General features: G+C 46.1%; 25 protein-coding genes and 1 riboswitch. Of the genes, 14 read left to right on the forward strand and 11 right to left on the reverse strand.

All coding sequences use genetic code 11. The features are described from left to right. Positions 1–8: 8 nt before the first annotated feature. From sat to cobA, 6 genes are all read right to left on the reverse strand, one after another. Positions 9–1157 carry a sulfate adenylyltransferase gene (gene sat, locus AB3351_RS14145; protein WP_371147788.1) on the reverse strand — a complete coding sequence of 383 codons (1149 nt, stop codon included), beginning with the start codon at positions 1155–1157 and terminating at the stop codon, positions 9–11. A 30-nt stretch (positions 1158–1187) separates the two neighbouring features. Next, positions 1188–1904, reverse strand: coding sequence for a phosphoadenylyl-sulfate reductase (locus tag AB3351_RS14150; RefSeq protein WP_371147789.1), 717 nt, complete (start codon positions 1902–1904; stop codon positions 1188–1190). Further along, on the reverse strand, positions 1905–2984 hold the full coding sequence (locus tag AB3351_RS14155; protein WP_371147790.1) for an inorganic phosphate transporter: 1080 nt from the start codon (positions 2982–2984) through the stop codon (positions 1905–1907). Beyond that, entirely contained in the window at positions 2978–3190 is a 213-nt protein-coding gene (locus AB3351_RS14160) for a DUF3906 family protein (protein WP_371147791.1), read from the reverse strand. The genes AB3351_RS14155 and AB3351_RS14160 overlap by 7 nt, the downstream gene beginning before the upstream one ends. 64 nt (positions 3191–3254) lie before the next feature. Continuing rightward, complete coding sequence (locus tag AB3351_RS14165; protein WP_371147792.1) at positions 3255–4868, reverse strand: nitrite/sulfite reductase; 1614 nt, start codon at positions 4866–4868, stop codon at positions 3255–3257. Between the two features lie 32 nt (positions 4869–4900). Next, positions 4901–5674 carry a uroporphyrinogen-III C-methyltransferase gene (cobA, locus tag AB3351_RS14170; protein ID WP_371147793.1) on the reverse strand — a complete coding sequence of 258 codons (774 nt, stop codon included), beginning with the start codon at positions 5672–5674 and terminating at the stop codon, positions 4901–4903. A gap of 111 nt (positions 5675–5785) precedes the next feature. Then, positions 5786–5883: riboswitch (SAM riboswitch) on the reverse strand. Between the two features lie 309 nt (positions 5884–6192). On the opposite strand from cobA, the gene gabT reads away from it, so the two are divergent. The 5 genes from gabT to AB3351_RS14195 all read left to right on the forward strand — a co-directional run bounded on the left by gabT (position 6193) and on the right by AB3351_RS14195 (position 11737). Beyond that, a complete protein-coding gene (gene gabT, locus AB3351_RS14175) occupies positions 6193–7548 on the forward strand; it encodes a 4-aminobutyrate--2-oxoglutarate transaminase (protein ID WP_371147794.1) in 1356 nt (451 codons plus the stop codon). Between the two features lie 28 nt (positions 7549–7576). After that, a complete protein-coding gene (locus AB3351_RS14180; protein ID WP_371147795.1) occupies positions 7577–9013 on the forward strand; it encodes an aldehyde dehydrogenase family protein in 1437 nt (478 codons plus the stop codon). 39 nt (positions 9014–9052) lie between these two features. Next, complete coding sequence (locus tag AB3351_RS14185; RefSeq protein WP_371147796.1) at positions 9053–10705, forward strand: sigma-54 interaction domain-containing protein; 1653 nt, start codon at positions 9053–9055, stop codon at positions 10703–10705. A 4-nt stretch (positions 10706–10709) separates the two neighbouring features. Further along, positions 10710–10967, forward strand: coding sequence for a hypothetical protein (locus tag AB3351_RS14190; RefSeq protein ID WP_371147797.1), 258 nt, complete (start codon positions 10710–10712; stop codon positions 10965–10967). A 101-nt stretch (positions 10968–11068) separates the two neighbouring features. Then, a complete protein-coding gene (locus tag AB3351_RS14195; protein ID WP_371147798.1) occupies positions 11069–11737 on the forward strand; it encodes a hypothetical protein in 669 nt (222 codons plus the stop codon). Between the two features lie 75 nt (positions 11738–11812). On the opposite strand, the gene AB3351_RS14200 is transcribed toward AB3351_RS14195, so the two are convergent. Continuing rightward, on the reverse strand, positions 11813–12349 hold the full coding sequence (locus AB3351_RS14200; RefSeq protein WP_371147799.1) for a hypothetical protein: 537 nt from the start codon (positions 12347–12349) through the stop codon (positions 11813–11815). Positions 12350–12368: 19 nt separating this feature from the next. Further along, on the reverse strand, positions 12369–12575 hold the full coding sequence (locus tag AB3351_RS14205; RefSeq protein ID WP_371147800.1) for a hypothetical protein: 207 nt from the start codon (positions 12573–12575) through the stop codon (positions 12369–12371). A 176-nt stretch (positions 12576–12751) separates the two neighbouring features. On the opposite strand from AB3351_RS14205, the gene AB3351_RS14210 reads away from it, so the two are divergent. After that, complete coding sequence (locus AB3351_RS14210) at positions 12752–12958, forward strand: SMI1/KNR4 family protein (protein WP_371147801.1); 207 nt, start codon at positions 12752–12754, stop codon at positions 12956–12958. A gap of 474 nt (positions 12959–13432) precedes the next feature. Here AB3351_RS14210 and AB3351_RS14215 read toward each other — a convergent pair whose 3' ends face one another. Both AB3351_RS14215 and AB3351_RS14220 read right to left on the reverse strand, forming a co-directional pair. Beyond that, entirely contained in the window at positions 13433–13945 is a 513-nt protein-coding gene (locus AB3351_RS14215; protein ID WP_371147802.1) for a DinB family protein, read from the reverse strand. Positions 13946–14022: 77 nt separating this feature from the next. Continuing rightward, positions 14023–14340, reverse strand: a complete 318-nt coding sequence (locus AB3351_RS14220; protein WP_371147803.1) for a hypothetical protein — start codon at positions 14338–14340, stop codon at positions 14023–14025. A gap of 253 nt (positions 14341–14593) precedes the next feature. Between AB3351_RS14220 and AB3351_RS14225 the strand changes: the two genes are divergently transcribed. From AB3351_RS14225 to AB3351_RS14235, 3 genes are all read left to right on the forward strand, one after another. Then, positions 14594–15874, forward strand: coding sequence for an ArsB/NhaD family transporter (locus tag AB3351_RS14225; protein ID WP_371147804.1), 1281 nt, complete (start codon positions 14594–14596; stop codon positions 15872–15874). 14 nt (positions 15875–15888) lie between these two features. Then, on the forward strand, positions 15889–16167 hold the full coding sequence (locus AB3351_RS14230; RefSeq protein ID WP_371147805.1) for a hypothetical protein: 279 nt from the start codon (positions 15889–15891) through the stop codon (positions 16165–16167). A 99-nt stretch (positions 16168–16266) separates the two neighbouring features. Then, positions 16267–16587 carry a DUF5665 domain-containing protein gene (locus tag AB3351_RS14235; RefSeq protein WP_371147806.1) on the forward strand — a complete coding sequence of 107 codons (321 nt, stop codon included), beginning with the start codon at positions 16267–16269 and terminating at the stop codon, positions 16585–16587. A 52-nt stretch (positions 16588–16639) separates the two neighbouring features. On the opposite strand, the gene AB3351_RS14240 is transcribed toward AB3351_RS14235, so the two are convergent. After that, complete coding sequence (locus AB3351_RS14240; protein ID WP_371147807.1) at positions 16640–16951, reverse strand: hypothetical protein; 312 nt, start codon at positions 16949–16951, stop codon at positions 16640–16642. A 490-nt stretch (positions 16952–17441) separates the two neighbouring features. Between AB3351_RS14240 and AB3351_RS14245 the strand changes: the two genes are divergently transcribed. From AB3351_RS14245 to AB3351_RS14265, 5 genes are all read left to right on the forward strand, one after another. Beyond that, complete coding sequence (locus tag AB3351_RS14245; RefSeq protein WP_371147808.1) at positions 17442–17930, forward strand: CDP-alcohol phosphatidyltransferase family protein; 489 nt, start codon at positions 17442–17444, stop codon at positions 17928–17930. 210 nt (positions 17931–18140) lie between these two features. Continuing rightward, complete coding sequence (locus tag AB3351_RS14250; RefSeq protein ID WP_371147809.1) at positions 18141–19535, forward strand: amino acid permease; 1395 nt, start codon at positions 18141–18143, stop codon at positions 19533–19535. A gap of 262 nt (positions 19536–19797) precedes the next feature. Further along, positions 19798–21846, forward strand: a complete 2049-nt coding sequence (locus AB3351_RS14255; RefSeq protein ID WP_371147810.1) for a hydantoinase/oxoprolinase family protein — start codon at positions 19798–19800, stop codon at positions 21844–21846. Next, entirely contained in the window at positions 21843–23813 is a 1971-nt protein-coding gene (locus AB3351_RS14260) for a hydantoinase B/oxoprolinase family protein (protein WP_371147811.1), read from the forward strand. The genes AB3351_RS14255 and AB3351_RS14260 overlap by 4 nt, the downstream gene beginning before the upstream one ends. An 83-nt stretch (positions 23814–23896) precedes the next feature. Further along, positions 23897–25468, forward strand: a complete 1572-nt coding sequence (locus tag AB3351_RS14265; RefSeq protein ID WP_371147812.1) for a purine-cytosine permease family protein — start codon at positions 23897–23899, stop codon at positions 25466–25468. Positions 25469–25591 lie beyond the last annotated feature (123 nt).

Genomic DNA, 25591 nt, shown 5'->3' on the forward strand with positions numbered 1-25591 from the left:
ATTTCGCATTAAGCATTGCCTGCAGGAATTTTCATACCACGAATCAGTACCTCTACCACTTCTGGACGGCTAAACTCAGGCGGCGGCGCTTCACCACGGCTCAACATCTCTCGTACCTTTGTACCCGAGAGGTGCAGATGATCTTCTGGGCTGTGTGGGCATGTTTTTGCTGATGCCATATTGCCGCACTTGGTGCAATAGAAGCTGTGTTCAAAAAACAATGGCGTAATCCCCAGCTCCTCAGCAGTAAAATGCAAGAAAATCCGTTGGGCATCATACGTACCGTAATAGCTACCAACACCAGCATGATCACGCCCTACAATGAAATGTGTGCACCCGTAATTCTTGCGTACCATCGCATGGAAGATCGCCTCGCGCGGCCCCGCATAGCGCATTGCCGCCGGAAACACTGCCAGAAATACACGCTCTTGAGGATAGTAACCCCCAAGCAGCACTCGATAGCTCTCCATTCGAATATCAGCGGGAATATCATCTTCCTTTGTCTCGCCAACCAGCGGATTTAAGAAAAGACCGTCAACGATTTCAAGCGCTGTCTTCTGAATGTATTCATGCGCCCGATGCACCGGGTTACGCGTCTGAAATCCTACAACGCTCTTCCATCCCCGCTCTGTAAATGCGGCACGCGTCTCTGAAGGATCTAGATAGAATTCTTTAAACACATTCTTCTCGGGTCGTTTCACTAATGTAATCGGACCTGCAACATACACTTCCGGCCGCTCCCACAGCTTCTTTACACCAGGATGAGCCATATCGGTTGTACCATATACATGCTCTGCTTCTTCTTCCTTATTCGGTGTATACAGCTCCTGCACTTCGATGATTCCGTAGACATCACCTTCATATACAAGCTTTGCTGTATCGCCAGGCGTAAGTGCAGACGCTGCATACGCAGTGATCGGAAGGGTAATCGGAATGCTCCATACCATGCCGTTAGAGAGACGCATCGTCTGTACCACACTTCGATAATCTTCTTCACCAAGGAATCCAATCAACGGGCTGTAAGCGCCAATTGCAAGCAATTCCAGATCAGAGAGCGCGAACGCATCCAATTGAATGTCTTTTGCCACATCGTTCACATCATAGAAATAATCAACACGATGTACCAATGTATTACCATGCGGTTGACCTGCACTCATATTTGTTCCTCCTTATATCCTGGCTGCCTGTTATTGATGCAAGCCGCATTCCGTCTTGCCTGTACCCATCCAGCGTCCGGTCCGCGAATCTTCCCCTTTTTCCACAGGCATAGTACAGTGCTCACATCCAATACTCGGATAGCCTTTATCATGCAGTTCATTGTACGGAAGCTGATATAATTTGATATAATGCCACACATCGTCCCACGTCCAATGAATAAGCGGACACACTTTAATGGAACGAAAACGCCGATCAATGTTTACGAATTGCGTATGCGACCGGGTCGGCGATTGATCACGCCGCAGGCCTGAAAGCCAGGCACGCGCTTCTCCAAGTACTTCTTCTAACGGTGCAAGCTTTCGGATTTTGCAGCACTGATCCGGGTTGCTTTTCCATAATTCTGTTCCATGCAGCCTCGCTTGCTCTTCAAGCGTGATTCCTGGCTCTTTTAGTTCAATACGCAGCGCCGGATACCTTGCTTTCACACACTCAATCAGCTCATACGTCTCTTTGAAATGGACATGCGTATCAAGAAATACGACCTTCGCATCCGGACGCACGCGACTGATCAAATCGATCAGCACCATACCTTCTGCACCAAAGCTGCATGCATAAATTAAGTCATTCCCAAACTCGTTATATGCCCATCTCAATACATCAAGCGCATCTTTATTTTCTAATTGTTCAATAATATTGGCATGGCGCTCAGGCGTCAGTGTTTCATATATAAGCGTTGTATGCAGCACCTAAATTCCTCCTCCTTGATCATGGATGGTGCTTTTCTCTTTACGAATCGTATGGGAGAGGCTTATCGAACCTATCGTAGCAATAAACACGCTGGCAATAACAATTAATACGTAAGGATTAGGTGTAAGCCACAGATTGATCATCACATACGCTACCACAAGCGAAGACACAGGAGAGACAATCCATACTTTGATAATTTGATGAATCACGCCTTTTTGCCAAAGATGAAATCCATTATCTGCTGTACCGACTCCAAGGATGGCACATGTCGTTGCCTGTGTAAGCGGCACAGGAATACCGAATAGCGAAGCAATGATAACAAGCACCCCGCCTGTAAATGATACGGCACTGCCCTGCAGAAGTGATAGGCGGGTAATCTTCTTCCCGTTCGTCTCAAGCACCTTTCCACCTAATAAAATCGCACCGATTGCTACGAATAGACCGCCGATCCATACACCAGTTGATGCTGTGATCAGCCCTGCTCCAACAAGAGGACCTACCGCATTCGCTACATTGTTCATTCCTGCGGAGAATGCTTCAAGAGCACCGCCTGCTACAAGCAAAACGCCAAGCCATCGTCTCCACATACCCGTTCCCGTTAAAGACGGCCACCTCTTCTCAGCCCATTTGATAAGGAGCCCTAGTACATAGGCCATCGCAAACGCTACCAAGGGAACAATAACCCAAAAGGATACGATCACCATCAGCTTATTTAGAAACACCGTCTTATAAGCGAGACCGACTCCAACGATAGAGCCAACCGTTACCTCACTTGTTGAAAGTGGAATGCCGATAAGATTGGCAATAAATAAAGTAAGGGTCGCCGATGCAAGAATAATCACGACCGTCTCTACGTGCAGCACAGAAGAAGGAATGATGCCGCCACTAATTGTTTTTACTACTTCACCACCGCCAAGTACGGCTCCGAGCAAAGCGGCTACTGCAACGATCGTCATCGCCAGACGCTTATTATGGATTGCACCGCCGCCGTATGCCGCTCCCATCGCTGCCGCCGTTCCACTTGCCCCGATATTCATAGCAAAGAACAGAGCAATCGCAATGGCTATATAAGTTAGCACGGCTCGATCACATATCCCCGGCCTGCCTCAGCCGGTTTCTTCTCTACTATAGCCAGCTCTTTAATCGCTTTAGGAGGCAAAAAATGACGTTCAATCTGATTCTGTGCACTGCGAAACGCCTGCTCCTCATCCTTATGGATCACAACAACGGCTGTTCTCGATTCGTCAGTAAAAAGCACGTCAAATCGGTAGATAAACATAGCCATCCATCCCTTCTTCCGTGTTTTCGGATTTTTCTTTTTGCCTTGCCCTACGCTGTTGCAACCGTATCTAGGCTAGCTGCTCAATGGCTGCATTCAGCCTTTCCTGAAACGGTTCAATACCGACGCGCTGCACAAAATCAAAGAAGCGTTCGTTATCCAGTTTAGCTTCGTTATAATAAGCAAGCAGTGGGAGGATAATCCGGTGCAGTTGATCACCCAATACACGGCCTTTTAATTTTTGATTGAATTGCGCATTGGCACCCAATGTACCACCGAGGAAAATATCGAAAGCATCTTTCATTCCCTCTTCTGTCTTGATTAGCGCACCTTGAAAACCGATATCGGCAATTTGCCGCTGACCGCATGAATTCGGACAGCCTACCATATGCATGCGGATCGGCTCCTCCATCTCCACATGATCATCAAGATACGATGCGAGCTGGCGCATCCGCTCTTTCGTCTCTACCAATGCCAGATTACAGAATTCAATACCCGTACATGAGACAGCGAATGCGGTGAAGTGCTGTGGATACGGCGTTAACCGCACTAACACTTCTTCCTGCAGCAGCGCTTCTACCTTCTCATCAGGCACGCCGGTAATAACGATATTCTGTGAATTGCATGTCCGCAGCGAGCCGTTGCCGTATGCATCCGCAAGTCGCGCCAACTCTCGCAGCTCCTGCGCTGACATGCGCCCCACCGGAACCGATAATCCTACATAATTAAGCCCCTCTTGACGCTGTTTGTGCACACCGGTAAAATACCCAGCATTCCAGCCTATCGTTTTGTCGTCACCGCGCGTCTCCAATTCGCCAACCAGTTCTTTTAGCTTTGCAAGAAACCTCTCTATTCCCCAATCAGCTACAAGGAATTTAAGGCGGGCATGGTTACGCTTTTGACGATAACCGTAATCACGAAATATAGTTGTAACACCAACCGCCACTTTGACAACCTCTTCCGGGCGTACAAATACATCCAGCTGCTGAGCAAGATACGGACGAGCCGAGAGACCACCGCCAACCCATACATGAAAACCGATGACTTCTTCATCCTCCATTACTTTTGTCGCCGGCGTAAAGGCAATATCATTAATCTCTGCATGTCCTGCGTTATAGATATTGGCAGAAATCGAGATTTTATATTTGCGCGGCAAATTGGAGAAATCACGATTCAGCAAAAATGTATCGGATAGCTCCGCTACCAGCGGTGTTGTATCCATAAGTTCGTATGGGTCCAGTCCGGCAAGCGGGTTGCCCACAATTGTACGCGGACAATCACCACAAGCCTCAAATGAAGAGAGTCCGACGGATGCAAGACGCGCAAAAATATCCGGTAATTGCTCGACGGTAAGCCAATGAAACTGTACCGCTTGACGAGTTGTAATATCAACAAGATCCTTCCCGTAATCGTGCGCAATGTCCGCTAGAACACGAGCTTGCTCAGCGGACAGATTGCCGGATGGAATCCGCACACGCATCATGAAATGGCCATCCTTTGGCCGCTGCTGATAGACTCCAGCCCACTTAAAGCGATCCATATCATCCGGTGTTATAGAGTCAAAACCAGTTTTGGCATATTCATAAATATCTTCAATAACATCCAAGCCGTCTTTCTCAAGCTTCGCTACCTCGTTTTTATTGAGATTCTCCTTATCCTTTGCCCAGATTGCGTTATAGCTCATTGTTCCTCTCTCCTTTCATATTCGTAAGAAATTTATGCAATGACTACATTGGGGAGCTTCTGTTCATACCAGGCCAGCTTCTCTCGAAGGCGTACTACATCTCCAACAACAATCACGGCGGGAGAGCGAAAACGAGCCTGCTGTACTTGATCCACAATCGTCTCAAGTGTACCGACAAGCGTCTCCTGTTCCTCGCACGTACCCCAACGTACCAGCGCAACAGGCGTATCCTTTGTCTGACCATGTTTGCGAAGATTCTTGACGATATCCCCTAGATTGCCAACCCCCATATAGAACACCAGCGTATGAACAGCTCCAACAAGCTTGCCCCACTCAATTCCTGCCTGATCTTTACCCTCAGCCTTGTGACCGGTAATGAAGGCGACAGACGATGCATAGTCACGGTGCGTAACCGGAATGCCTGCATATGCGGGAGCTGCAATCCCTGAGGTAATACCCGGCACTACTTCATAAACAATCCCCGCTTCGATACAAGCTTCCGCCTCTTCTCCACCGCGTCCAAATATAAACGGATCGCCTCCTTTCAGCCGTACGACCTCTTTTCCTTCCAGTGCCTTCTCGACAATAACCCGGTTGATCTCCGGCTGCGGCAGCGAGTGATGATCAGCCTGCTTACCGCAATAAATGCGCTCTGCCGTATCTTTAGCATAGTCCAATAATTTCGGACTAGCTAAGCGGTCATAGACGACAACATCCGCCTGCTGCAGTAGTTCTACTCCGCGTACAGTTATCAACTTTGGGTCACCTGGTCCTGCTCCCACAAGATATACCTTTCCATATGACACCTTTATTCCTCCTTTATTAATTAATTAAATACATCTGTTTAATCGGTTTAATATATACAAAAAACCCTTCTTTCTGAAGAAGAAGGGCGCATATCATGCTTATAACCCATCTTCTCATCTTCGAGCCGCTGCTCTCTGGAATTGGCACCTAACCGTATTAGGTTGCCGAGACATCATTGGGCCAGTCCCTCCGTCTCTCTAGATAAGAAATGAATTCATATTAATTTAATCAGAATTACTTGATTTATTGGTTTTGATTATATCGTGCTCTATTTCAAATAGCAAGAATTTTTCTGCAAAACATTTACATCAATACAAAAGCAGTATCGAACCAAAAAAGACTTAAAAGTAAGTCTTTTTTGGTTTAAAATTAAAGTATGCAACTAAGTCTACCTTGTTAAAAGCTTATTTTTACAGCCTTCTAGAATTGGCATGCTTGTTGCTTTACTAAATAGACAACGTAAAACTTTTCATTTTGCACAGTACATCTTTGTTACATTATTAAGGAGGTAGCCTCAATGAGTTATAAATTTGCAAATGTAAAAACAGAATTACCGGGTCCAAAAGCTAAGGAAATTCTTGAACGCCGTAAGCAATATGTGCCAAAAGGAATTAGCAACGGAATCCCGACATTCGTAGAAAAAGCACAAGGTGCCATTCTAACTGATGTGGATGGAAACAATTTTATTGATTTTGCGGGTGCGATCGGCACAATCAACGTTGGCCACTGCACACCAGAAGTTGTTGAAGCACTCCATGATCAAATCGATAAATATATCCATACCGGATTTAATGTCATGATGTATGAACCATATATTGAACTGGCAGAACGTCTCGCCAAGCTTGCCCCTGGCAACCATGAAAAGCAAGTTATGTTCTTAAACAGCGGTGCAGAAGCAGTAGAAAATGCAGTGAAAATCGCGCGCAAATATACAAAGCGTCAAGGTGTTGTCGTATTCTCCCGCGGCTTCCACGGCCGAACGCTTCTTACCATGTCCATGACAAGCAAAGTCAAGCCGTATAAATACGAATTCGGTCCGTTTGCTCCAGAAGTATATAAAGCGCCATACCATTACGAATACCGTCGTCCTGAAGGCATGAGTGCTGAACAATACGACGAGTTCATCCTACAAGAGTTCAAGACATTCCTGCTTGGCGACGCGGCACCGGAAACAATCGCTGCGGTAGTGATGGAGCCTGTACAAGGCGAAGGCGGCTTTGTTGTTCCTTCTAAAAAATTCGTACAGGGTGTAGCTGAGATTTGTAAACAGCACGGCATTGTATTTGTAGCAGATGAGATTCAGACTGGCTTCAGCCGTACCGGAAAAATGTTTGCGGTCGAGCATTTTGATGTAGTACCGGATTTGATGACCATCTCCAAATCCATGGGGGCTGGTCTCCCGATCAGCGGCGTCATCGGACGCAAGGAAATTATGGATGCAGCCAATCCAGGCGAGTTGGGCGGAACCTATGCAGGAAGTCCACTGGGATGCCGAGCCGCTCTTGCCGTACTTGATGTAATCGAGAAACAAAATCTAAATGATAAAGCAAGCGTGATCGGTGAGAAAGTCATGGAACGCTTTAACAGCCTCGCAGAGAAATACGATTGCATTGGTGATGTACGTGGTCTTGGTGCTATGTGCGCAATGGAATTTGTAAAAGATAGAGAAACAAAAGAACCAAACAAAGAAATCGTGAGCAAGATTGTAGATGAAGCCAACAAGCGCGGTCTCATTACATTGAGTGCCGGTCTATACAGCAACGTTATGCGTGTATTAATGCCGCTCGTTATTACAGATGAACAGCTCGAAGAAGGGCTGAACATCCTAGAAGAATCCGTCGAAGCCGCCGTCTCGGCTCTGCACGTGCACTAATCCATCCAACAGGAAAGGAGCTTTGATTATGAACGATACATTGCCAAAAAAACCTCTCTATATTGCAGGCACAACAAAAGAAGCAGCTTCTTACAAGCAGCTCCGCTCTCCGCACTCTGGAGAAGTCATTGCAGAAGTTGCGATCGGAACACGGGAAGATATGAAGGCCGCCATCGATTATGCACAAGAAGCAGCTAGCACGATGGCCAAACTTCCTGCGCATAAACGGGCAGACATTCTACAGAACGTCTCTCTTCTTCTTAAGGAAAAGAAAGAAGAAGCGGCGCGCATTCTCGCGCTTGAAGCCGCGAAACCGATTACGGTAGCACGCGGCGAAATCGCGCGCACCATCGAAACCTATCAATTTGCAGCAGATGAAGCGCGGCGCCTGCATGGCGAAACCATTCCTATGGATGCATCAGCCATGGGTGAGAATCGAATTGCCTATACTGTACGTACGCCGCTCGGAATCGTTGGCGCCATTACACCGTTTAACTTCCCGTTCAATCTGGTAGCACATAAGCTAGGACCAGCATTTGCGGCAGGCAACGCTGTGATTTTAAAACCAGCGGATCAGACCCCTCTCTCCTCCTTCTTTATTGCTGATCTATTTGCAGAAGCAGGATTGCCGCAAGGCGCGCTTCAGGTGATTCCAGGGCCGGGCAGCGAAGTAGGCGACGAGATGGTATGTGATGACCGTGTCAAGATGATTACATTCACCGGCAGCCCTGAAGTCGGTAAAACGATTCGTGCCAAAGCTGGCTTAAAACGGGTTGTGCTTGAGCTTGGTTCTAATTCCGGTTTAATTATTGACGAGGGATTTGACATTGACCGGATTATCAAGCGAACCGTAACAGGAGCCTTTACCTTCATGGGGCAGGTGTGTATTTCTCTGCAGCGCATCTATGTACATCATTCGTTGTATGATACTTTTGTAGAGAAATTCGTTGCAGAAACACAAAACTTGCGCATCGGCGATCCACTGGACGAGACGACCGATATCGCAGCGCTCATCTCACAAAAAGATGTAGAGCGCATCACGTCCTGGATCGAGGAAGCAGAATCTCTTGGCGCTAAAGTATTAACTGGAGGCGCAGAGGGCAACCTCGTAAAACCGACGGTCATCACCAATGTGCCGCCACATGCAAAAGTAAGCTGCCAGGAGACCTTCGCACCGGTTGTCATCATCAGCCCTGTAGATTCATTCGATGAGGCAATTGATGCGGTGAACGACTCTCGGTTCGGTCTTCAAGCCGGTGTATATACAGATAATATCGAGCGCGCGCTCCATGCAGCCGAACAATTGGATGTAGGCGGCGTCATGATTAACGATTTCCCGACGTTCCGTGTCGATCAAATGCCATACGGCGGAGTGAAAGAAAGCGGCGTCGGACGAGAAGGCATCAAGTACGCGACAGAAGAAATGACGGAAATGAAACTTGTATGCTTCAATCGCAACAAGTAATAGCCGTACAAGTCGCGCCTTATAGTAAGGAGGCGCTCCATGCCAGCGGATATCCACATCGGATCGCTGCTCGATAGCTTCTCGATCGGATTCTGCTATCTGGCACGCGATACGTTTGAGTACAACAATGTAATTGAAAAGTGGTTTTTCGAGAAGGGATGGACCCCTGACCAGCTATCTGACCGCCTGCGCAAGTGGGCGGCAGATGGCGATTTTTTTCAGCGGGCGGATCACTTTCTCTGGGAGGGAAGACTATTGCCCGAGCCGCACGGCTTCGCATGGCTTGTCTTTCCATGGGAGACCCGGGAAAGTCACGTTGCTGCAGAGTATGAACACCTGTATGCAGAACTAAAAAGCATTATTGCTGCAGCGTATGACGAGATTTTTGTAACCGACGGAGAAGGGTATACGGTTCGTGTCAACGGAGCTTGTGAACGGAACTATGGACTAAAAGCTGAAGAAATGGTCGGAAAGCATGTGAACGAGCTTGTATCTGCAGGCATCTTCTCACGGTCCGCTACGCTTGATGTGATTGCGCATCAGAAGCGAATCAATCTTGTGCAGGAAACGCAAAACGGACGCAGATTATTAGTTACAGCTACCCCCGTATTCGCACAGGACAATCGATTGATTCGTGTCGTCAGCAATTCACGCGACATCACAGAGCTTCTGAACCTGCGTGAACAGCTCGACCAACTGCAAGAGCGCGTAGAAACCTACGAGGAAACGCTTCAACTGCGTGAAGAAGCATCCGGTATGAAGCTAACCGTACGCAGTCCGGCGATGCTTAGTATTCTAACTAAAATCGAAAAAGTTGCCAAAGTTGACAGCACCGTGCTGCTGCTTGGAGAATCAGGCGTCGGGAAAACCCATCTGGCACGCTTTCTCCATAACATGAGCCCACGCAAGCAGGCACCTTTTCTTTCTGTTAACTGCAGTGCTTTTCCCGAGTCGCTCATTGAATCAGAGCTGTTCGGATATGAACGCGGCGCATTTTCAGGCGCGCATGAAAAAGGAAAAAAAGGACTATTTGAAGCGGCAGACGGAGGAACGTTGCTTCTAGATGAAATCGGCGAACTACCGCTGTCAATGCAAGCCAAGCTGTTGAATGTCCTACAAGAAAAGCAGTTTTTCCGAATTGGAGGTACCACTTCCATTCAGGTAAACGTACGCATTATCGCAGCGACGAACCAAGATTTAAAGAAAAAAGTCGAAGAGAAAACATTTCGAAATGATTTGTATTATCGGCTGAATGTAATTCCTATCACTGTTCCGTCACTTCGTGAAAGAAAGGAAGATATCGTGCCGCTCTCCATGCGTTTTCTTGAAGAATTCAAAGAAACGTATGGAATTGAAAAAAAGCTGAGTTATACTGCTGCTGAAGAATTGCGGCGTGCTAAGTGGCCGGGCAATATTCGGGAGCTGCGCAACTTCCTGGAGCGAATTATCGTCACAGTCGATGAGGCGATGATTACGGCTGAGCATGTAACAAGTGTGCTGTATGATGATGAACATACCGCGCCACCACAACCGTCAGACGACCTGACACTCAAGGAACAGTTAGAGAGGTATGAAGGCCAGATCGTTCGCCAGGCGTACGAATCATGCAAAAGCACATACAAGCTGGCGGAAACGCTTGGCATTAGCCAATCAAGCGCCATGCGCAAAGTCAATAAATACGTAAAGGAATAACACCATGCACATAACGATATACGGGACGCAAGCCGCAGAGAAAATGGATGTTCATCTCGACCGCCCGCATACCGTTGGCGCCATTCTAGAAATTTTGTTGACCATTCACCCCTGGTTTTTTGAGGCACTGCCACCGGAAAGAGATCGGGTCACACTAGAGAATGCACTGTCCATTCGAACATCTACCAATGCTTTACTTACCGTTGACGATACTGTCACAAATGACATGCAGCTTGAAATTCACTTTCATGATATGATATAAGAAGTCATAAAAGGAAGTGAATGGAGATTATGGAATCCCCTGTTTTATGCGAAACAGGGGCATTTCTCTTTGTGAACCTTATCAATAATGGGGGATGAAAAATGAATATTGCTCTCTGGGGCTTTGCATCCGTTCTGTCCGGGTATTTTACCTACAGCATTTTCTGTCAATGGCTGGCCAAACGAAAGCCTAGTCATTTGGCATGGTTTATCGGCTTCTTATTTTATTTTTTCAGCGCGCTAGGCAGCACACTATCCTATATCATCGGATGGGAACCGACAATGTACCGCATCTGGTATGTAACAGCCGCTTCATTAGTCGCATTTCTTGGTGCAGGGCAGCTATACTTTACGCTAAAACCAAAGCTTGCTCATGCCTTCCTTATATTGGTGGGTATTATTACGATCGCAATGTTTGTAAAGGTATTCAACTCGCCGCTCCACATCCAGCAATTGACTCTTCACGGCGAAGAAATCGGCGGGACCGCACTGCCGCGAGAAGCTCGTCTGTATTCACCAATGCTAACGATTCCGGGAAGCTTCGCACTTATTATCGGTTCTTTCTATACTTTTTTCCGTCGCAAATCAAAATCCGGATTATGGATCGGTGTCGGCTCACTCATTATCGCAATGGGCGGAACACTGACCCGCTTTGGTCTAACAGACATGCTTCCACTTGCTAACAGCATCGGTATCGCGCTAATCTTCTATGGATATTCGCTTGCATCTAAGCCTAAGGCGCTAGCTATCAGCACACAGCAGGCCGGATAGTCCACTCTTCACTTCCTTGCCAGATAAAAAAGCTCTTCCTCGACAAAAAAGTCGAGTGAAGAGCTTTTTGGTTTTTTATACTACCTCTGCAAGCATACGCAGCGAACGAAGCGCATGTTCAATCACACTGAACAAATCATCTATATTATCTTCATTAATTTTACGATCAAAATTCAGCGTAATCGTATTACGATACGGTCGATGCTCCCTATCCGCTGAATATATAAACGACAACTCCTGTACAATACGCGGCCGATAGAACCAGACGCTATCAAGCACCGCCGCAATTTCCCGACAGTGATCCTCACTGTCGATCTCCATGACGAAGACGATGCGAAGCGTGCAGCCGAATCGACGCTTATCCGTCTCTGCGATCTCAAGTATCTCACCCGCCAGATCTTCTGCTCCCGCTGACAATGTAAGAAGCGCCGTAACCTTCGGCCCGCTGCCTCGCTTTCGGTCCGCATATCCAATACTGTATTCACGTGACATCGTTGAGAGCTCCACCCGATCATTGCGCGAGATGACTGCAATCTCTCCCGCAAAATCTAGATCGTACACCGCACCCTCAAGCGCTACCTTCATATTCTCAAAAATTGTCGGATCGAACACAAAAGTATCTCCTATGCTCTTATTTCTGTTTTTCCAGTCTCTTCGCACGACGACGTTCCTCATCCGCTACTGCATTTTGAGCGGCGATCGCATCGTAATCGACTCTAAGATTTCCCCGTGCTGTCTGTACAATCGCTGTAATAATGCCGCCAAAGAAAACAATTAAAATAATGACACCGGTAATGAACAGCATAATCATCCCCGGACTAGAGAACATAACGCCCATTTACAATCATTCCTTTCAATTCTTATGCTGCGAAATTTCTTTTTTCATTATAACCTATTTTCTCACATGCTTAACGTGTTTTTCACTTCCTTCTTTTGCAGACTATCTAGTAGAGTTGACTTCATGCTGCTTTCAAACGGGGGAGAAGGTGCTATAGGTGAATCATACTTAATATTATGGAAAGTAGAATCGAAGAGTTTATACCTGGTTTATTGATAATTGGCTTTGACGGTGGTGATACAGCATATTGTATCGATGACAGAAATAATGAAAAAATTTTTGTTCAAGTCCCTTTCATTGGAATGGATTCTAGTGAGGTAAAGAGATGCGGGGATAGTTTTACAGAGTTTTTTAGCTTTTTATACAATACCAAATTACGTTAGGATGCAAAGTCTACTTATCCTACGTTTATCAAGGTGAAAAATGAAAATACAGATATAAGGAGATAGAACTACTTATAAGATCATTCTTTTGTCATCATAATCAAACTCAATAGGATAGTTACAATGAGGACACCTTACATTTACTTTAAAGGCTGTATTGCTTTCCTTCGAAAATTGAGCATACTGAAAATCTCTATTCCCTACCAGTTTCTTTTGCGTTTCTTTATCTATTTGATTGTTCAATAAGCCCGTCCATTCATACTTTTGGTGGCAATTCGGACACTTGCGGCTCCCAAATATTTGCGACATAACGAGCCTGCCTCCCTTAGATAAGAAATATAAAATTTTTCTTATCTGTTTTTCTTTATTTTATCATAATTTTACATAAAATTACTCTTATTTTACAGAATATTTTAAAATATAACACAAAAAATCAACAATTCATGTATATAAATGTAGGCAGCCAGAGACGTGTTATCCCTGTTCTCTTGCATACACATAAAAAATATAATCAGTCGGAATACCAGAGTGGCCTACTTGCCGCAATATATCCGTGATTTGCCCGCGATGGTAGGTTCCGTGGTTTACAACGTGCTGTATTAATTCAGATCGTTTCGTTTCTAATCGGCCAAAGTGAGGATGTTCAATGGTAAACGGCATGTCCAGATTTTCGTGGTTCTGCAAAAAAGCTTTATACTGTTGTGATAATGCAAGGCACATCGCTTCCATCTGTTCAATGTCCTTTCCTGCTACCTCTTCCATCAGCTCACTCAATCGCTCTCTACTCTTAGAAAAGCTGTCACCAGACATTACACCTAACCACATAGCATCCATCATGTATATATGATTTATTGCTTCTTGAAGGGAAGAAAAAGCACCCTGCACCTCCATACAGTAAATATCTTGCGGTAAGCTTTTGACATGTTCGATGATTCTTGTGTTTGCCCAGACGTGATATTGGTAAAGCTGCGCTGCGTGATGCTTCATTACAAAGCCCTCCTTATATTTGTAATTTCTTTTGCGTAAAAGAATAAGAGGACTGTATTAGCAGCCCCCTTGTTACTTTAATTCAAAATAGTGTATTCAATCATTTCCCAGTCATCTGTATCGTCGCTATCGTAGTCTTCATATGTAATGTCGATTTTTTTATTTAACAGATGCTGTTGTAGCGATTTAAGCAGGATCTTGTTTTCTTTATTAACATACAGAATATTAAGATACCATACTCCATTCTTATCTGCTTCTGTCTCAAAAAAATAACCTTTTTCTTGCTTATCATAGATTACCCGCTTGATGGTCGTATGTTCGACCTGTGTTTTCGCGGCTGCAATGCCAGGAACCAAAAGAAATACTGCTAACAAAATGGCAACGACTTTTTTCATTTTACTCCCCCTTCTATCTTTTTCTCTATTTTATCAAAAAATCAATTAGATTGGAAAATATTGTAGAAAAACTTTTTTCACTAAAAAAAATAGACAAAGTATAGAGATTACCTAGATAAGCAGACAAAAAGTTGGGTATTATAAAAAATATCTTGTTTTTTATTGTCGAAATTTGAAACTTCCTTACTTTCGTTTCGTATATGAATAGGTTATAGATTATCTTTTACATCATAGGAGGTTTTAAAGTACATCAATGGAACAACAAGCAATCATAGCCATTGGAGTTTTTCTGGTTACATATGCATTAATTATCTCCGAGAAAATCCACCGTACAATCGTTGCCATGCTAGGGGGCGCGTTGATGGTGGTTCTTGGTATTGTGGATCAGGAAACAGCCATTCATCACATTGACTTCAATACACTTGGCCTGTTGACCGGAATGATGATTATTGTCGCAATCACAGCGCAAACTGGACTATTCAAATTCATTGCGATCTGGTCCGCCAAGAAGGTACACGGGGAACCGGTTAAAATCCTGATCGCGCTCAGCTTGATCACAGCTATCGGCTCCGCGTTTCTTGATAATGTAACGACAGTATTGCTTATGGTTCCGGTAACATTCAGCATTACACGTCAACTGCGTATCAATCCGATCCCATTCCTCATTGCGGAAATACTGACAGCCAATATCGGCGGCACCGCAACAATGATCGGGGACCCGCCAAACATTATGATCGGCAGTGCTGTTAAGGAATTAACATTTGTTGCATTCATCAATAACTTAACATTGATCTCTCTTCTTATTCTTGTGGTTACCGTTGCTATTCTTGCGCTCCTTTACCGCAAACAGATCCGGACGACTGATGAGTTAAAAGTGGGATTGATGAATTTAAATGAAAGAGATGAGATTACAGATACCGCCCTGCTCAAGAAGTGTCTGCTTATTCTTGCGCTGACAATCGGCGGCTTCTTCGTTCACCAAATCTTTCACGTGGAATCAGCCACGGTCGCTTTGCTCGGGGCATTCGTTCTGCTGCTTCTGACCGGAGAACATTACTTAGAAGATGCCTTAACCAAGGTGGAATGGACGACGATCTTCTTCTTCGTAGGTTTATTCGTACTTGTATCAGGCCTTGTGGAGACGGGAGTTATTGCCCAGTTAGCTACCAAAGCTATTGAGCTGACGCAAGGCAATCTTGTTGCAACGTCCCTTCTTATCTTATGGATGAGTGCCATTGCATCCGCATTCGTAGACAATATCCCCTTCGTTGCAACCATGATTCCGATGATTCAAGAAATGGGGAAAATGGGAATTAGTGATTTAGAGCCGCTCTGGTGGAGCCTTGCTCTTGGCGCATGTCTAGGCGGAAATGGTACGCTGATCGGTGCGAGCGCCAACTTAATTGTCGCGGGCATGGCTGCTAAGGAAGGACATAATATTTCATTCCTTCGATTCCTTTGGGTTGGCTTCCCGCTTATGATTTTGTCTGTTTTGATGGCCACTGTATATATCTACCTGCGCTATCTTGTATAAAAAGGGGGACATGTATGGTTACGTACCGTTATAATACCGATCGTTTACTTATTGAAGAGAAGGACAATGAAAAGGACAAGGAGTTTGTCTTTACAGTTCTAGATGTCGATACAATATTGCCTGGACTGCGAAGGGTTCGTGCATTTTTTGATAGCGATAAAGTATATACAGACGTTATCTTTTACTCGCACCCGAATCATGAATACCAAGTAATTGTGCGTCATGATCATTATATTGATTTTCTACTTGCTTTATTTAAGAGTAGAATTATCGATTCACTTGAATGGAAATAAGAAGTACATCAGGCCAAGCATACGCTTCGGCCTGATTTTTTTTACACCAAAAGGGGTAAGGAATTGTATACAGACCACAGGAAGGTAAGGAGAAAAACTATGGAGAAGAATATCTCATCCTCTGTTCTAAAAAATGATCGGCTGCGGATGCGTATTCAAGAGCGTGAGACATGGTTCGCCAACCGCGGCGAGAAGCTGCGGCTTATTCGCGCAATCGAAAACTACCAGCATCCAAGGCGACGTCTTCTGGTGAACATACTGGCTTTGGCTTCATTTGCAGTAGGCCTCAGCGTAGGCACTGTACTCGTCATTACGCTTATTGTGATGATATTAAACACATTCATTTCCCTGCCGATAATCGGTCAGTCTATCAATGAACTGTTGGAGTGGGTAGAACGCTTTAAATCCGTCCGAGCATAATCATCATAAAGAAAAAACGGAGCCGATCTGTATGCTCCGTTTTTTTCTTTGCTTATTTACTTTTTTTCCATGCGTCGGCTTTCTCCTGCACAACCGTAGCCAGACGCTCATTATCGAACATCATAAGCACAGCAAGCAGAGTATCTGTCGCAATCTCTCCTGCTTCTTCTTTTGGTACAGTCAATGCTGCCATATTGCGAAGCTCCTCAGAAATACGCTGTTCCGGATAGGCTTCCTGATACAGAACAAGAGGGTCTATCTCATGATTGACGCACCACTGAGCAAAGACGAGAATCATCGCGTTCGTATCCCGTTGATACATCTCCGTCAATTTTTGTTCAACTTCTTTTTTATTTTCATTCACTTTTTCTTTCCTCCCGTATCAAAACATAGGTATGTCGCTTATTATAATAGAGAAAAACCTTTTGTGTCATATATATTTGTACATATTTGACCCATACTAGGTATGTCATGTAATAAACGAAAAGTAAAAAAACAACAGGGATATAGTGTAAATTTTCAAATAAATGTGGTATACTAATTATGTATTACTGTTTGAAGGAGGACAAAGCATGAGGATGTACGTTTGTTTATCCTGCCTGCAGGTCAAGCAGGGTGACTCACACCGTGTAGATATGAATGTTTGCGAAACCTGTTGCTCAGACTTCATGACGGCGAACAAGGAACCCCAGCTTTTAGCAAGTCCCCCTTCCCTTTATGTTATGGATGAAGCTTTATCACAAGATGACCGTGGCGATAAACACGAAAGCCCGTCAGCATTTTGCTGACGGGTTATTTTTCTTTTTCGCCCCTTATGATACAATGCAAAATAAAGTCTGTCCGTGAGGTGAAGAATGAATTCGATTCTCAGGTCTATTCCTAACAGTTTTACACTTGGAAATCTCGTATGCGGGATTTTTTCACTTACGTTTGCAATGAATGAATTTTATAAAATGGCGGCCTTCCTGATTTTGCTCGCCGCATTATGCGATGTATTCGACGGTAAGCTCGCACGTATGCTGCGTGTAGATAGCCCGATGGGAGTTGAACTTGACTCTCTAGCTGATATCGTAAGCTTTGGTGTGGCACCTGCCATTCTCGTCCATACAATGAATTCGCCCTCCCTTCTGCTCACCTTGGCATTCATCGCTTTTCCGATTGCCGGAGCTTGGCGTCTGGGCCGTTTCAATATTAAGCCAACCATCGGCTATTATATGGGTGTCCCTATTACACTGGCCGGATTGATCGTCGCTGTATTAGCATTGTTCTCCTTTTCTAGCCCGCTGCTTATGCTCTTGCTGGCAATCCTGATGGTCAGTCCAATCCGCATTCCAAAATTATAATATGAAGCACTACATCGACTCCTGCTTGCAGGAGTTTTTATTTTGTGTACCCGTATCACATCCACATTTATATTATTTACAAAATAATTTAAATAGAATTACTTTATACAAAAAGCTGTAAAAGTAAGAAAATATAATTTATACTTTTTTTCACGAAAGCGTTTTCCAAATGGGAAACCCTATATACATAAACAATTCGAGGAGGTTTTTATGAAAACACAGCACGAAGAACTGCATCGCGGCCTAGAGGAACGCCATATTACCCTCATGTCGCTTGGGGCAGCCATCGGAGTGGGCTTATTCCTCGGTGCTACGTCCGCCATCAAAATGGCTGGGCCTGCTATCTTACTCGCTTATGCCATTGCTGGCGCAGGTATGTTTATTATTATGCGCGCACTTGGCGAGATGGCGATTCAAAACCCTGTCGCCGGCTCCTTCAGCCGCTACGCGCGTGATTATCTCGGTCCAATCGCTGGCTATCTAACCGGTTGGAATTATTGGTTTCTCTGGATTATTACCTGTATGGCCGAAATTACAGCCGTCGGCATCTATATGCAGTTTTGGTTTCCCGAGAGTCCACAATGGGCTTGGGCACTCGCGGCGCTGATCATGATGGGTGCCGTAAATTTAATTGCGGTTAAAGCATACGGTGAACTGGAATTCTGGTTCGCTCTCATTAAGATTGTTACGATTATTCTCATGATTGTTGTCGGCCTTGGCATGATTATTTTTGGTCTTGGCAACGGAGGAACTCCCGTAGGCATCAGCAATCTTTGGTCACACGGCGGCTTCTTGCCAAATGGAATCACAGGCGTATTGATGTCCATGCAGATGGTACTCTTCGCCTTCCTTGGAATCGAGATGATTGGCGTTACCGCAGGTGAGGTCAAGAATCCGCAGAAGTCTTTAGCAAAAGCGATTGATACTGTATTCTGGCGCATTCTTATCTTTTATGTAGGCGCACTGTTCGTCATTCTTTCCATCTATCCTTGGAACGGGCTTGAAGGCAAAGGCAGTCCATTCGTTCTGACATTCGATAAACTAGGCATCCCGTATGCAGCCGGTATCATTAATTTCGTTGTCCTGACCGCTGCACTATCCTCCTGTAACAGCGGGATATTCAGTACGGGACGCATGCTGTTTAACTTAGCACAGCAAAAAGAAGCACCACAGCCATTTAAAAAAATCAGCAAAAGTGGTGTTCCCCATATTGCCATTCTTGCATCTGCCGGGGCTCTGCTCATCGGTGTCACGCTCAATTATATTGTGCCTGATCAAGTGTTCCAGTGGGTGACAAGCATCGGTACATTCGGTGCGATCTGGACGTGGGCGGTCATTCTCCTGTCACAGATTCGTTATCGAAAAACGCTGCGCATCGATCAAATTCGCAACCTTTCGTATAAAATGCCGCTGTTTCCGTTCAGCTCCTATGTGACATTGGCTTTCCTTATGGGTGTTGTCGGATTGATGGCTTACTTTCCAGAGACACGCATTGCGTTAATCGTCGGGCCTGCCTGGTATGTGATTCTTATGATTTTTTATTACGGCAAAGGCATGCACAGACGTCCGAAACACCAAGTCATTGAAGAAAAACGAGCAAAATAAAGATTATACACCCTATCTTCTTTCAATGAAAAGCTGCCTTTTTAGGTAGCTTTTCTTTTTTTTCTTTCACTTTCGCAAGAAAAATTTCATAAAAGAAAGATCGTTCTTCCAGCTTACCTTCTCCACATCTCCGAAAGCGTTATCAATTCTAAGTTTTTAAATTATTCAGTTCATTATTATTTTGGCACGATGATTGCTTCAATAAAAAGACAAACACCTATGAATCAGCAGCATCGATTACATATATAAGGAGGTATGCAGCATGGGAAAATACCGTGTAGCTGTAGACGTAGGCGGAACATTCACCGACGTATTCGTATTTAACGAAGAAAAAGGGGAGATTGCGGTTACCAAAGTATCTTCCACTCCTGATAATCCAGCCCGCGGCATTCTAGAAGGTGTAAAGAACTCGGCGGTACCACTTGAAGAGATTACACTGTTCTCTCATGGTACAACAGTAGGCACCAATGCATTGATTACAAGAAGGCTGCCAAAGACAGCTTTCATTACGTCTAAAGGATTTCGAGATGTACCCGAGATTCGGCGTGGTACAAGGCTTGAGCTATGGGATGCTTATGAAGACGTGGCTCCCCCCTATATTCGTCGGCGCGATCGTTTCGAAGTAACTGAGCGCACGGATTACAACGGCAACATTCTCACACCGCTTGATGAAGAGGAGGCACGAAGCTTAGCCCGCAAGTTGCAGCGGCGAGGCGTCGAATCGATCGCCATCTGTTTCATTAACGCCTATGTTAATGGAGAGCATGAGCGGCGAATGAAAGAGATCATTCAAGAAGAATTACCTGGCGTGTATGTATGCACTTCAAGCGATACGCTGCCGGAGATCTTTGAACATGAGCGCTTCAGTACAACGATCGTCAATGCCGTACTCGGTCCAATCGTCAGCAATTATATCCAGGAATTGTCCGGCTCGCTACAGACAGACGGTTATGGAGGTGACGTACTTGTCCTCCACTCTGGCGGTGGCGTTATGACGTCTGAGACAGTTCCTCGGTATGCGGCGCGCCTGGCAAGTTCGGGTATTGCAGCGGGAGCAATCGCCAGCGCCCATATCGCTAAGCAGTGCGGCTTCCAGAACGCGATTGGTCTGGATATGGGGGGAACAAGTACAGACATCTCACTTATGTACAACGGGGAACTTCGTATAACGAAAGACTGGTATATCGAATACGGATATCCAATTGGATTCCCAAGCATCGAGATTCTAACCATTGGCGCAGGCGGCGGAAGTCTGGCTTGGATTGATGAAGGCGGATCGCTCCGTAATGGACCTCAGAGCGCTGGCGCAACACCGGGGCCTGCCTGCTACAGCCGAGGAGGTACAGAACCAACAAACAGTGACGCCAATCTGATTCTAGGTCGTCTCGGTACTGAATTATTAGACGGACAAATGAGCCTTGATATCGAAAAATCAAGAGATGTCGTACAAAAAATAGCGGCACCTTTCAATTACTCAGAAGAAGAAGCAGCCAATGCCATTATTAAAGTGGCAAATGCCAATATGTGTGATGCCTTGCGCTTGATCTCTGTACGCCGCGGCTATGACCCGCGTGACTTTGCGCTTGTCGTATTCGGCGGTGCAGGCGCACTGCATGGTGCTCATCTAGCTAAAGAGATGGAGATTCCTACGGTCATTGTACCGCCGCATCCGGGCATTACTTCAGCAATGGGATGTCTTCTCGTTGATGTACGCCATGACATCTCCAAAACATATTTGGCAAATGTAACCGATGTATCTCTTGATGAATTGGAGCAGGAGTATGCCAATATGGAAATCGAGGCGGCTGATCTGCTTGCAGAAGAAGGCGTACCTGACGATCAGATTGAGCTGACACGTTATATCGATATGCGTTATACCGGTCAATGGCGCTCCCTATCCGTTCCGATCTCACGCCCGATTCATTCGCTCGAAGAAGCACTAGAACAATTCCATCAGGAGCATGCACGCGAATTCGCCTTCTCCAACCCGGAGCAAGGTGTAGAAATTTATGGACTTCGTGTTACCGCTACCGGTGTCGTCCCAAAACCGGATCTTCCGACATCCGAGGCTGAAGGCCGACTTGAAGACGCCGTCAAAGACACCCGCAGTGTGTATTTTGAAGAAAGCGGCGGTTTTACTCCTTCTACAGTCTATCAGCGCAGCCTACTTCCAGTCGGTGCTTTCTTCTCCAGTCCGGCTATCGTCGAGCAGTTAGACTCCACTGTAGTTGTGCCGCCCGGATTTATCGCTGAAGTAGATGCTTACAAAAACCTGATTCTTACTTACAAAGATAAGGAGGCAAAATCATGAGCCAGCCTACACAAACGACAGCAAGCCGTCTTGATCCCGTAACGTTCGAAGTATTGAAGAATGCTTTCGTTAACCTGGTAGACCAGATGTCCGAACAGATTCTTCGCACATGCTACTCTTTCGTTATTTACAGTCGGGATTTCAGCTCCGCCATCTGCGATGCACAGGGCAACACAATCATGCAGGGAACACAGGATATTTCCGTGCACGTTGGTACGCTTCATCTTACAGCTAAAGCCGTTCTCGAAGATTTCGGCGATGACATTCACCCTGGCGATGTTTTTCTGGTTAACGATCCCTACCGTGGCGGAACCCATTTCTGCGATGTACGCGTTGTACGTCCCGTATTCTATGACGGACGTCTCATCGCTCTCATGCAGTCGAATGGACATTGGGCCGATGTAGGCGGCTCTGTTCCTGGTTCATTCAATGTGCAGTCCAAAGATCATTACGGTGAGGGGATGCGAATTCCTCCGGTGCGCCTCTGGAGTAAAGGGCATTATTTGCAGGATGTAGCCAATCTCATGGTCGCCAACATGCGTGTCCCTGAAGAGCGTCTGGGGGATTTACGTGCGCAGGCCGAAGCAACAAAGGTAGGGGAAGCACAACTCATACGATTGATCGAAAAATATGGCGTAGATACAGTACTCACGGCTTTTGAAGAAGTGCAGAATTATGTGGAACGTCTCGGTCGCTCCCGCATCGCGGAGCTTCCGGATGGCGTCTGGGAGACCACCGACTATATTGATATGGACCCTGAGATCGGAGATCAACTCATCCCGATCCATGTTCGGATGGAAATTAAAGATGATGAAATCTATTACGATTTGGAAGGCTCTCACCCATCGATCAGTTGCTTTTTGAATTCAGGATTCGGCGCCTCCTTCTCGGCTGCCATCTCTGGAACGAAGACATTCTTCCCGGATATTCCGCTCAACTCTGGATTCTACCGCTTCGTACACGTAGAACTTCCGGAAAATTCAGTTGTCAATGCACCATGGCCGGTTGCAGTCACAGGCTTCTGCTCCGGTGCGTATGAAAAAATTATGAATGCGATCTTTGAGCTTTGGTCACAAATTATGCCGGAGCGGGCTCTTGCCTGCTCATTCAACCTTGAGTATCTGCTTATCGGCGGCTGGGATCGACGCGCAGGCTATGATAGCTACTTTATGTGGTATGACTGGATGGCTGGCGGACACGGCGGCCGCTCCCGCAAAGACGGAGCCAATGCCTTATCTCCCGTATTCGGAGTGGGTCTAAGCATTCAGCCATGCGAAGGACAGGAACGTCTCTCTCCTGTCATCACGACACACCATGAGATCGTCACCGATTCTGCAGGACCGGGCCAGTTCCGCGGCGGTGCAGGGGTACGTAAGGGTGGAATTCTAACCGATTGCGAGAATACTGTAATGTCCTACTGCTGCGATCGGTCCCGCTCTGTAACCTGGGGCATTCAGGGGGGACTGCCTTCCCTTCCCCACGGTGCGAGGCTGAATCCTGGCACAGAGGACGAACGATTCCTAGGAACCGTCTTCTCAAATGTTCCACTGCAGGCAGGCGCATCATTCGACCGTCCGTCAGCCGGTGGAGGTGGACTCGGTGATCCGCTTGAGCGGGACCCTCGCCTTGTGCTTGAAGATGTTATTGATGAATATGTGTCCATTGAGCGAGCACGCAAAGATTATGGGGTTGTAATTGTAGAAATTGACCGTGAAATCGATGCTTTCGAAATCGATGAAGAGGCCACACAAAAAGAACGTGAGGCCATTCGCAGCCAGCGCAGAGCATGGCTAGAAGAAGACATCGCCTCTGTTGAGGCTAAGTATAGAAGCGGAGAAATCGATGCGCTTGATGTCATCCGACGTCACGGTGTCATTATAGACTATGCTGAAGGAGTCGCGCTGCCTTCCTCTACTGAACAATACCGCGACATGCTGCGCAAACGCACACTTGCTTACTGGAAATAGTCGTTTCGTCCACGGCGAAGGGGAGCCGCAGCGCGGCCTCCCTCCCCTTCCCTTATTTATTATTTATTAAAGGAGTGACATGTATGGCAGAGATCGTTCACGTGAACCAAGATCAAAAAAGCGAGCAAAAGGAAGACTATGCATTACAGCGTGTACCAAAGCACTGGCGGATGCGCTGGCCTAATATCACGAACGTAGCCATCGGTGTCGCTACCGCCATGGTCTTTATGCAGATGGGAAGCTTAATGGCTATCCAATTCGGCAGTATCAACGCCCTGCTCGCTGAAATCTACGCGACGCTCATCGCCGGATTCCTCGGTATTACAATCGCTTACTTCGCAGCTAAAAATGGGCTAAATGTTAATCTAATGTCGCGCGGTGCAGGCTTTGGCTTCATCGGCGCCTCCATCACTTCCTTCATTTATGCCATGAACTTCATTATGTACTGTGCCATCGAAGGCTCCATTATGGCACTTGCCGTATATGAATATGTAAAAGTTGTACCCCTGTGGGGATTGATGATCTTCTTCGGTCTCGCGGTTGTGCCGCTTAATTGGTATGGGGTTCAGCAACTAGACAAATTCCAAAAATACTCCTTGCCTGTCTATCTTATTCTCCTTGGCGTAGGCATCTACCTCACTGCTACGCGCGACTTCGCCAACGCTGATACATGGCTCACCTTCCTTCCTCAAGGTCAGGAAGTCGGCGGAATCGGCCTCGTTACATGCATCGGAATCATCAACGGTCTCGTTGGCATCATGGCACTCCTCATCTCTGATTATGCCCGCTTTATCAAACCAGAAGAATTTAAAATTGGCGTATTCGCCGTCGGATTCATTCCTCAACTTATTTGCTTCTTTCTCTCCGGCCTCTTGGGCATCTGGTTTGGCGTGCGGTATATGAGCGACAATCCGGGTGTGTACTTCGTTACGGCCATGGGCGCATGGGGCGCATTATTTGCGATTCTTACGCAACTGCGGATTAACGTGACCAATCTATACAGCGGTTCGATGTCACTTGCCAACTTCTTTGCCCGCGTCTTTCATTTCACACCTGGACGCGTGTTCTGGGTTGTAACAACAGCGCTCATCGCCATCTTGTGTATGCTTGTTGGCGTCCTTGATTATATCGGTCCGATGCTCACCTTCCAAGGTGTATTCTTATTCGCCTGGGCCTCCATCCTTGTAACGGACGTTGTTGTTATCAAAAAATGGCTGAAGCTTGGTCAACTTCACATCGAGCACCGCCGCGGATTTCTTCCAGAATGGAACCCTGTCGGCGTCGTATCGATCGTCATTGCAAGCATTGTGGGAACCGTCCTTGCATCCGGTGCATTTGGTCCAATGCTATCCGGTCTGGCGGCACTGATTGCAGGTGTTCTCGCCAGTGCGATCAGCCTTATCATCGCTGTTGCTACCAAAGGAAAAACCTATCTTACCTCGCGTCAGGTTGAAGAGCTAGAAACAACCGGACAGACTAATATATATAATGAAGATGTACACACCTGCGGCAGCTGTAAGGGAGAATTTATCCGAGAAGATATGCTGCACTGTCCGTATAGCCAGCAGAATATCTGCTCACAATGCTGCGCAGCAGAAGCAACATGTCAGGCCATCTGCAAAACCGAACAGGGATCGACCGTTATTACCGCATAGGCAGCCATCATAGCGGTACGAACGCGGGCTGAATAAAGTTCAGCCCTTTTTCTATTGTCGGATTCTTCTTATCATAGTAGTATCACAGAGAAACTCGTTTATTTTTATGAAATAGGAGGCGAT

Source organism: Aneurinibacillus sp. REN35 (assembly GCF_041379945.2).
Taxonomy (GTDB): Bacteria; Bacillota; Bacilli; order Aneurinibacillales; family Aneurinibacillaceae; genus Aneurinibacillus.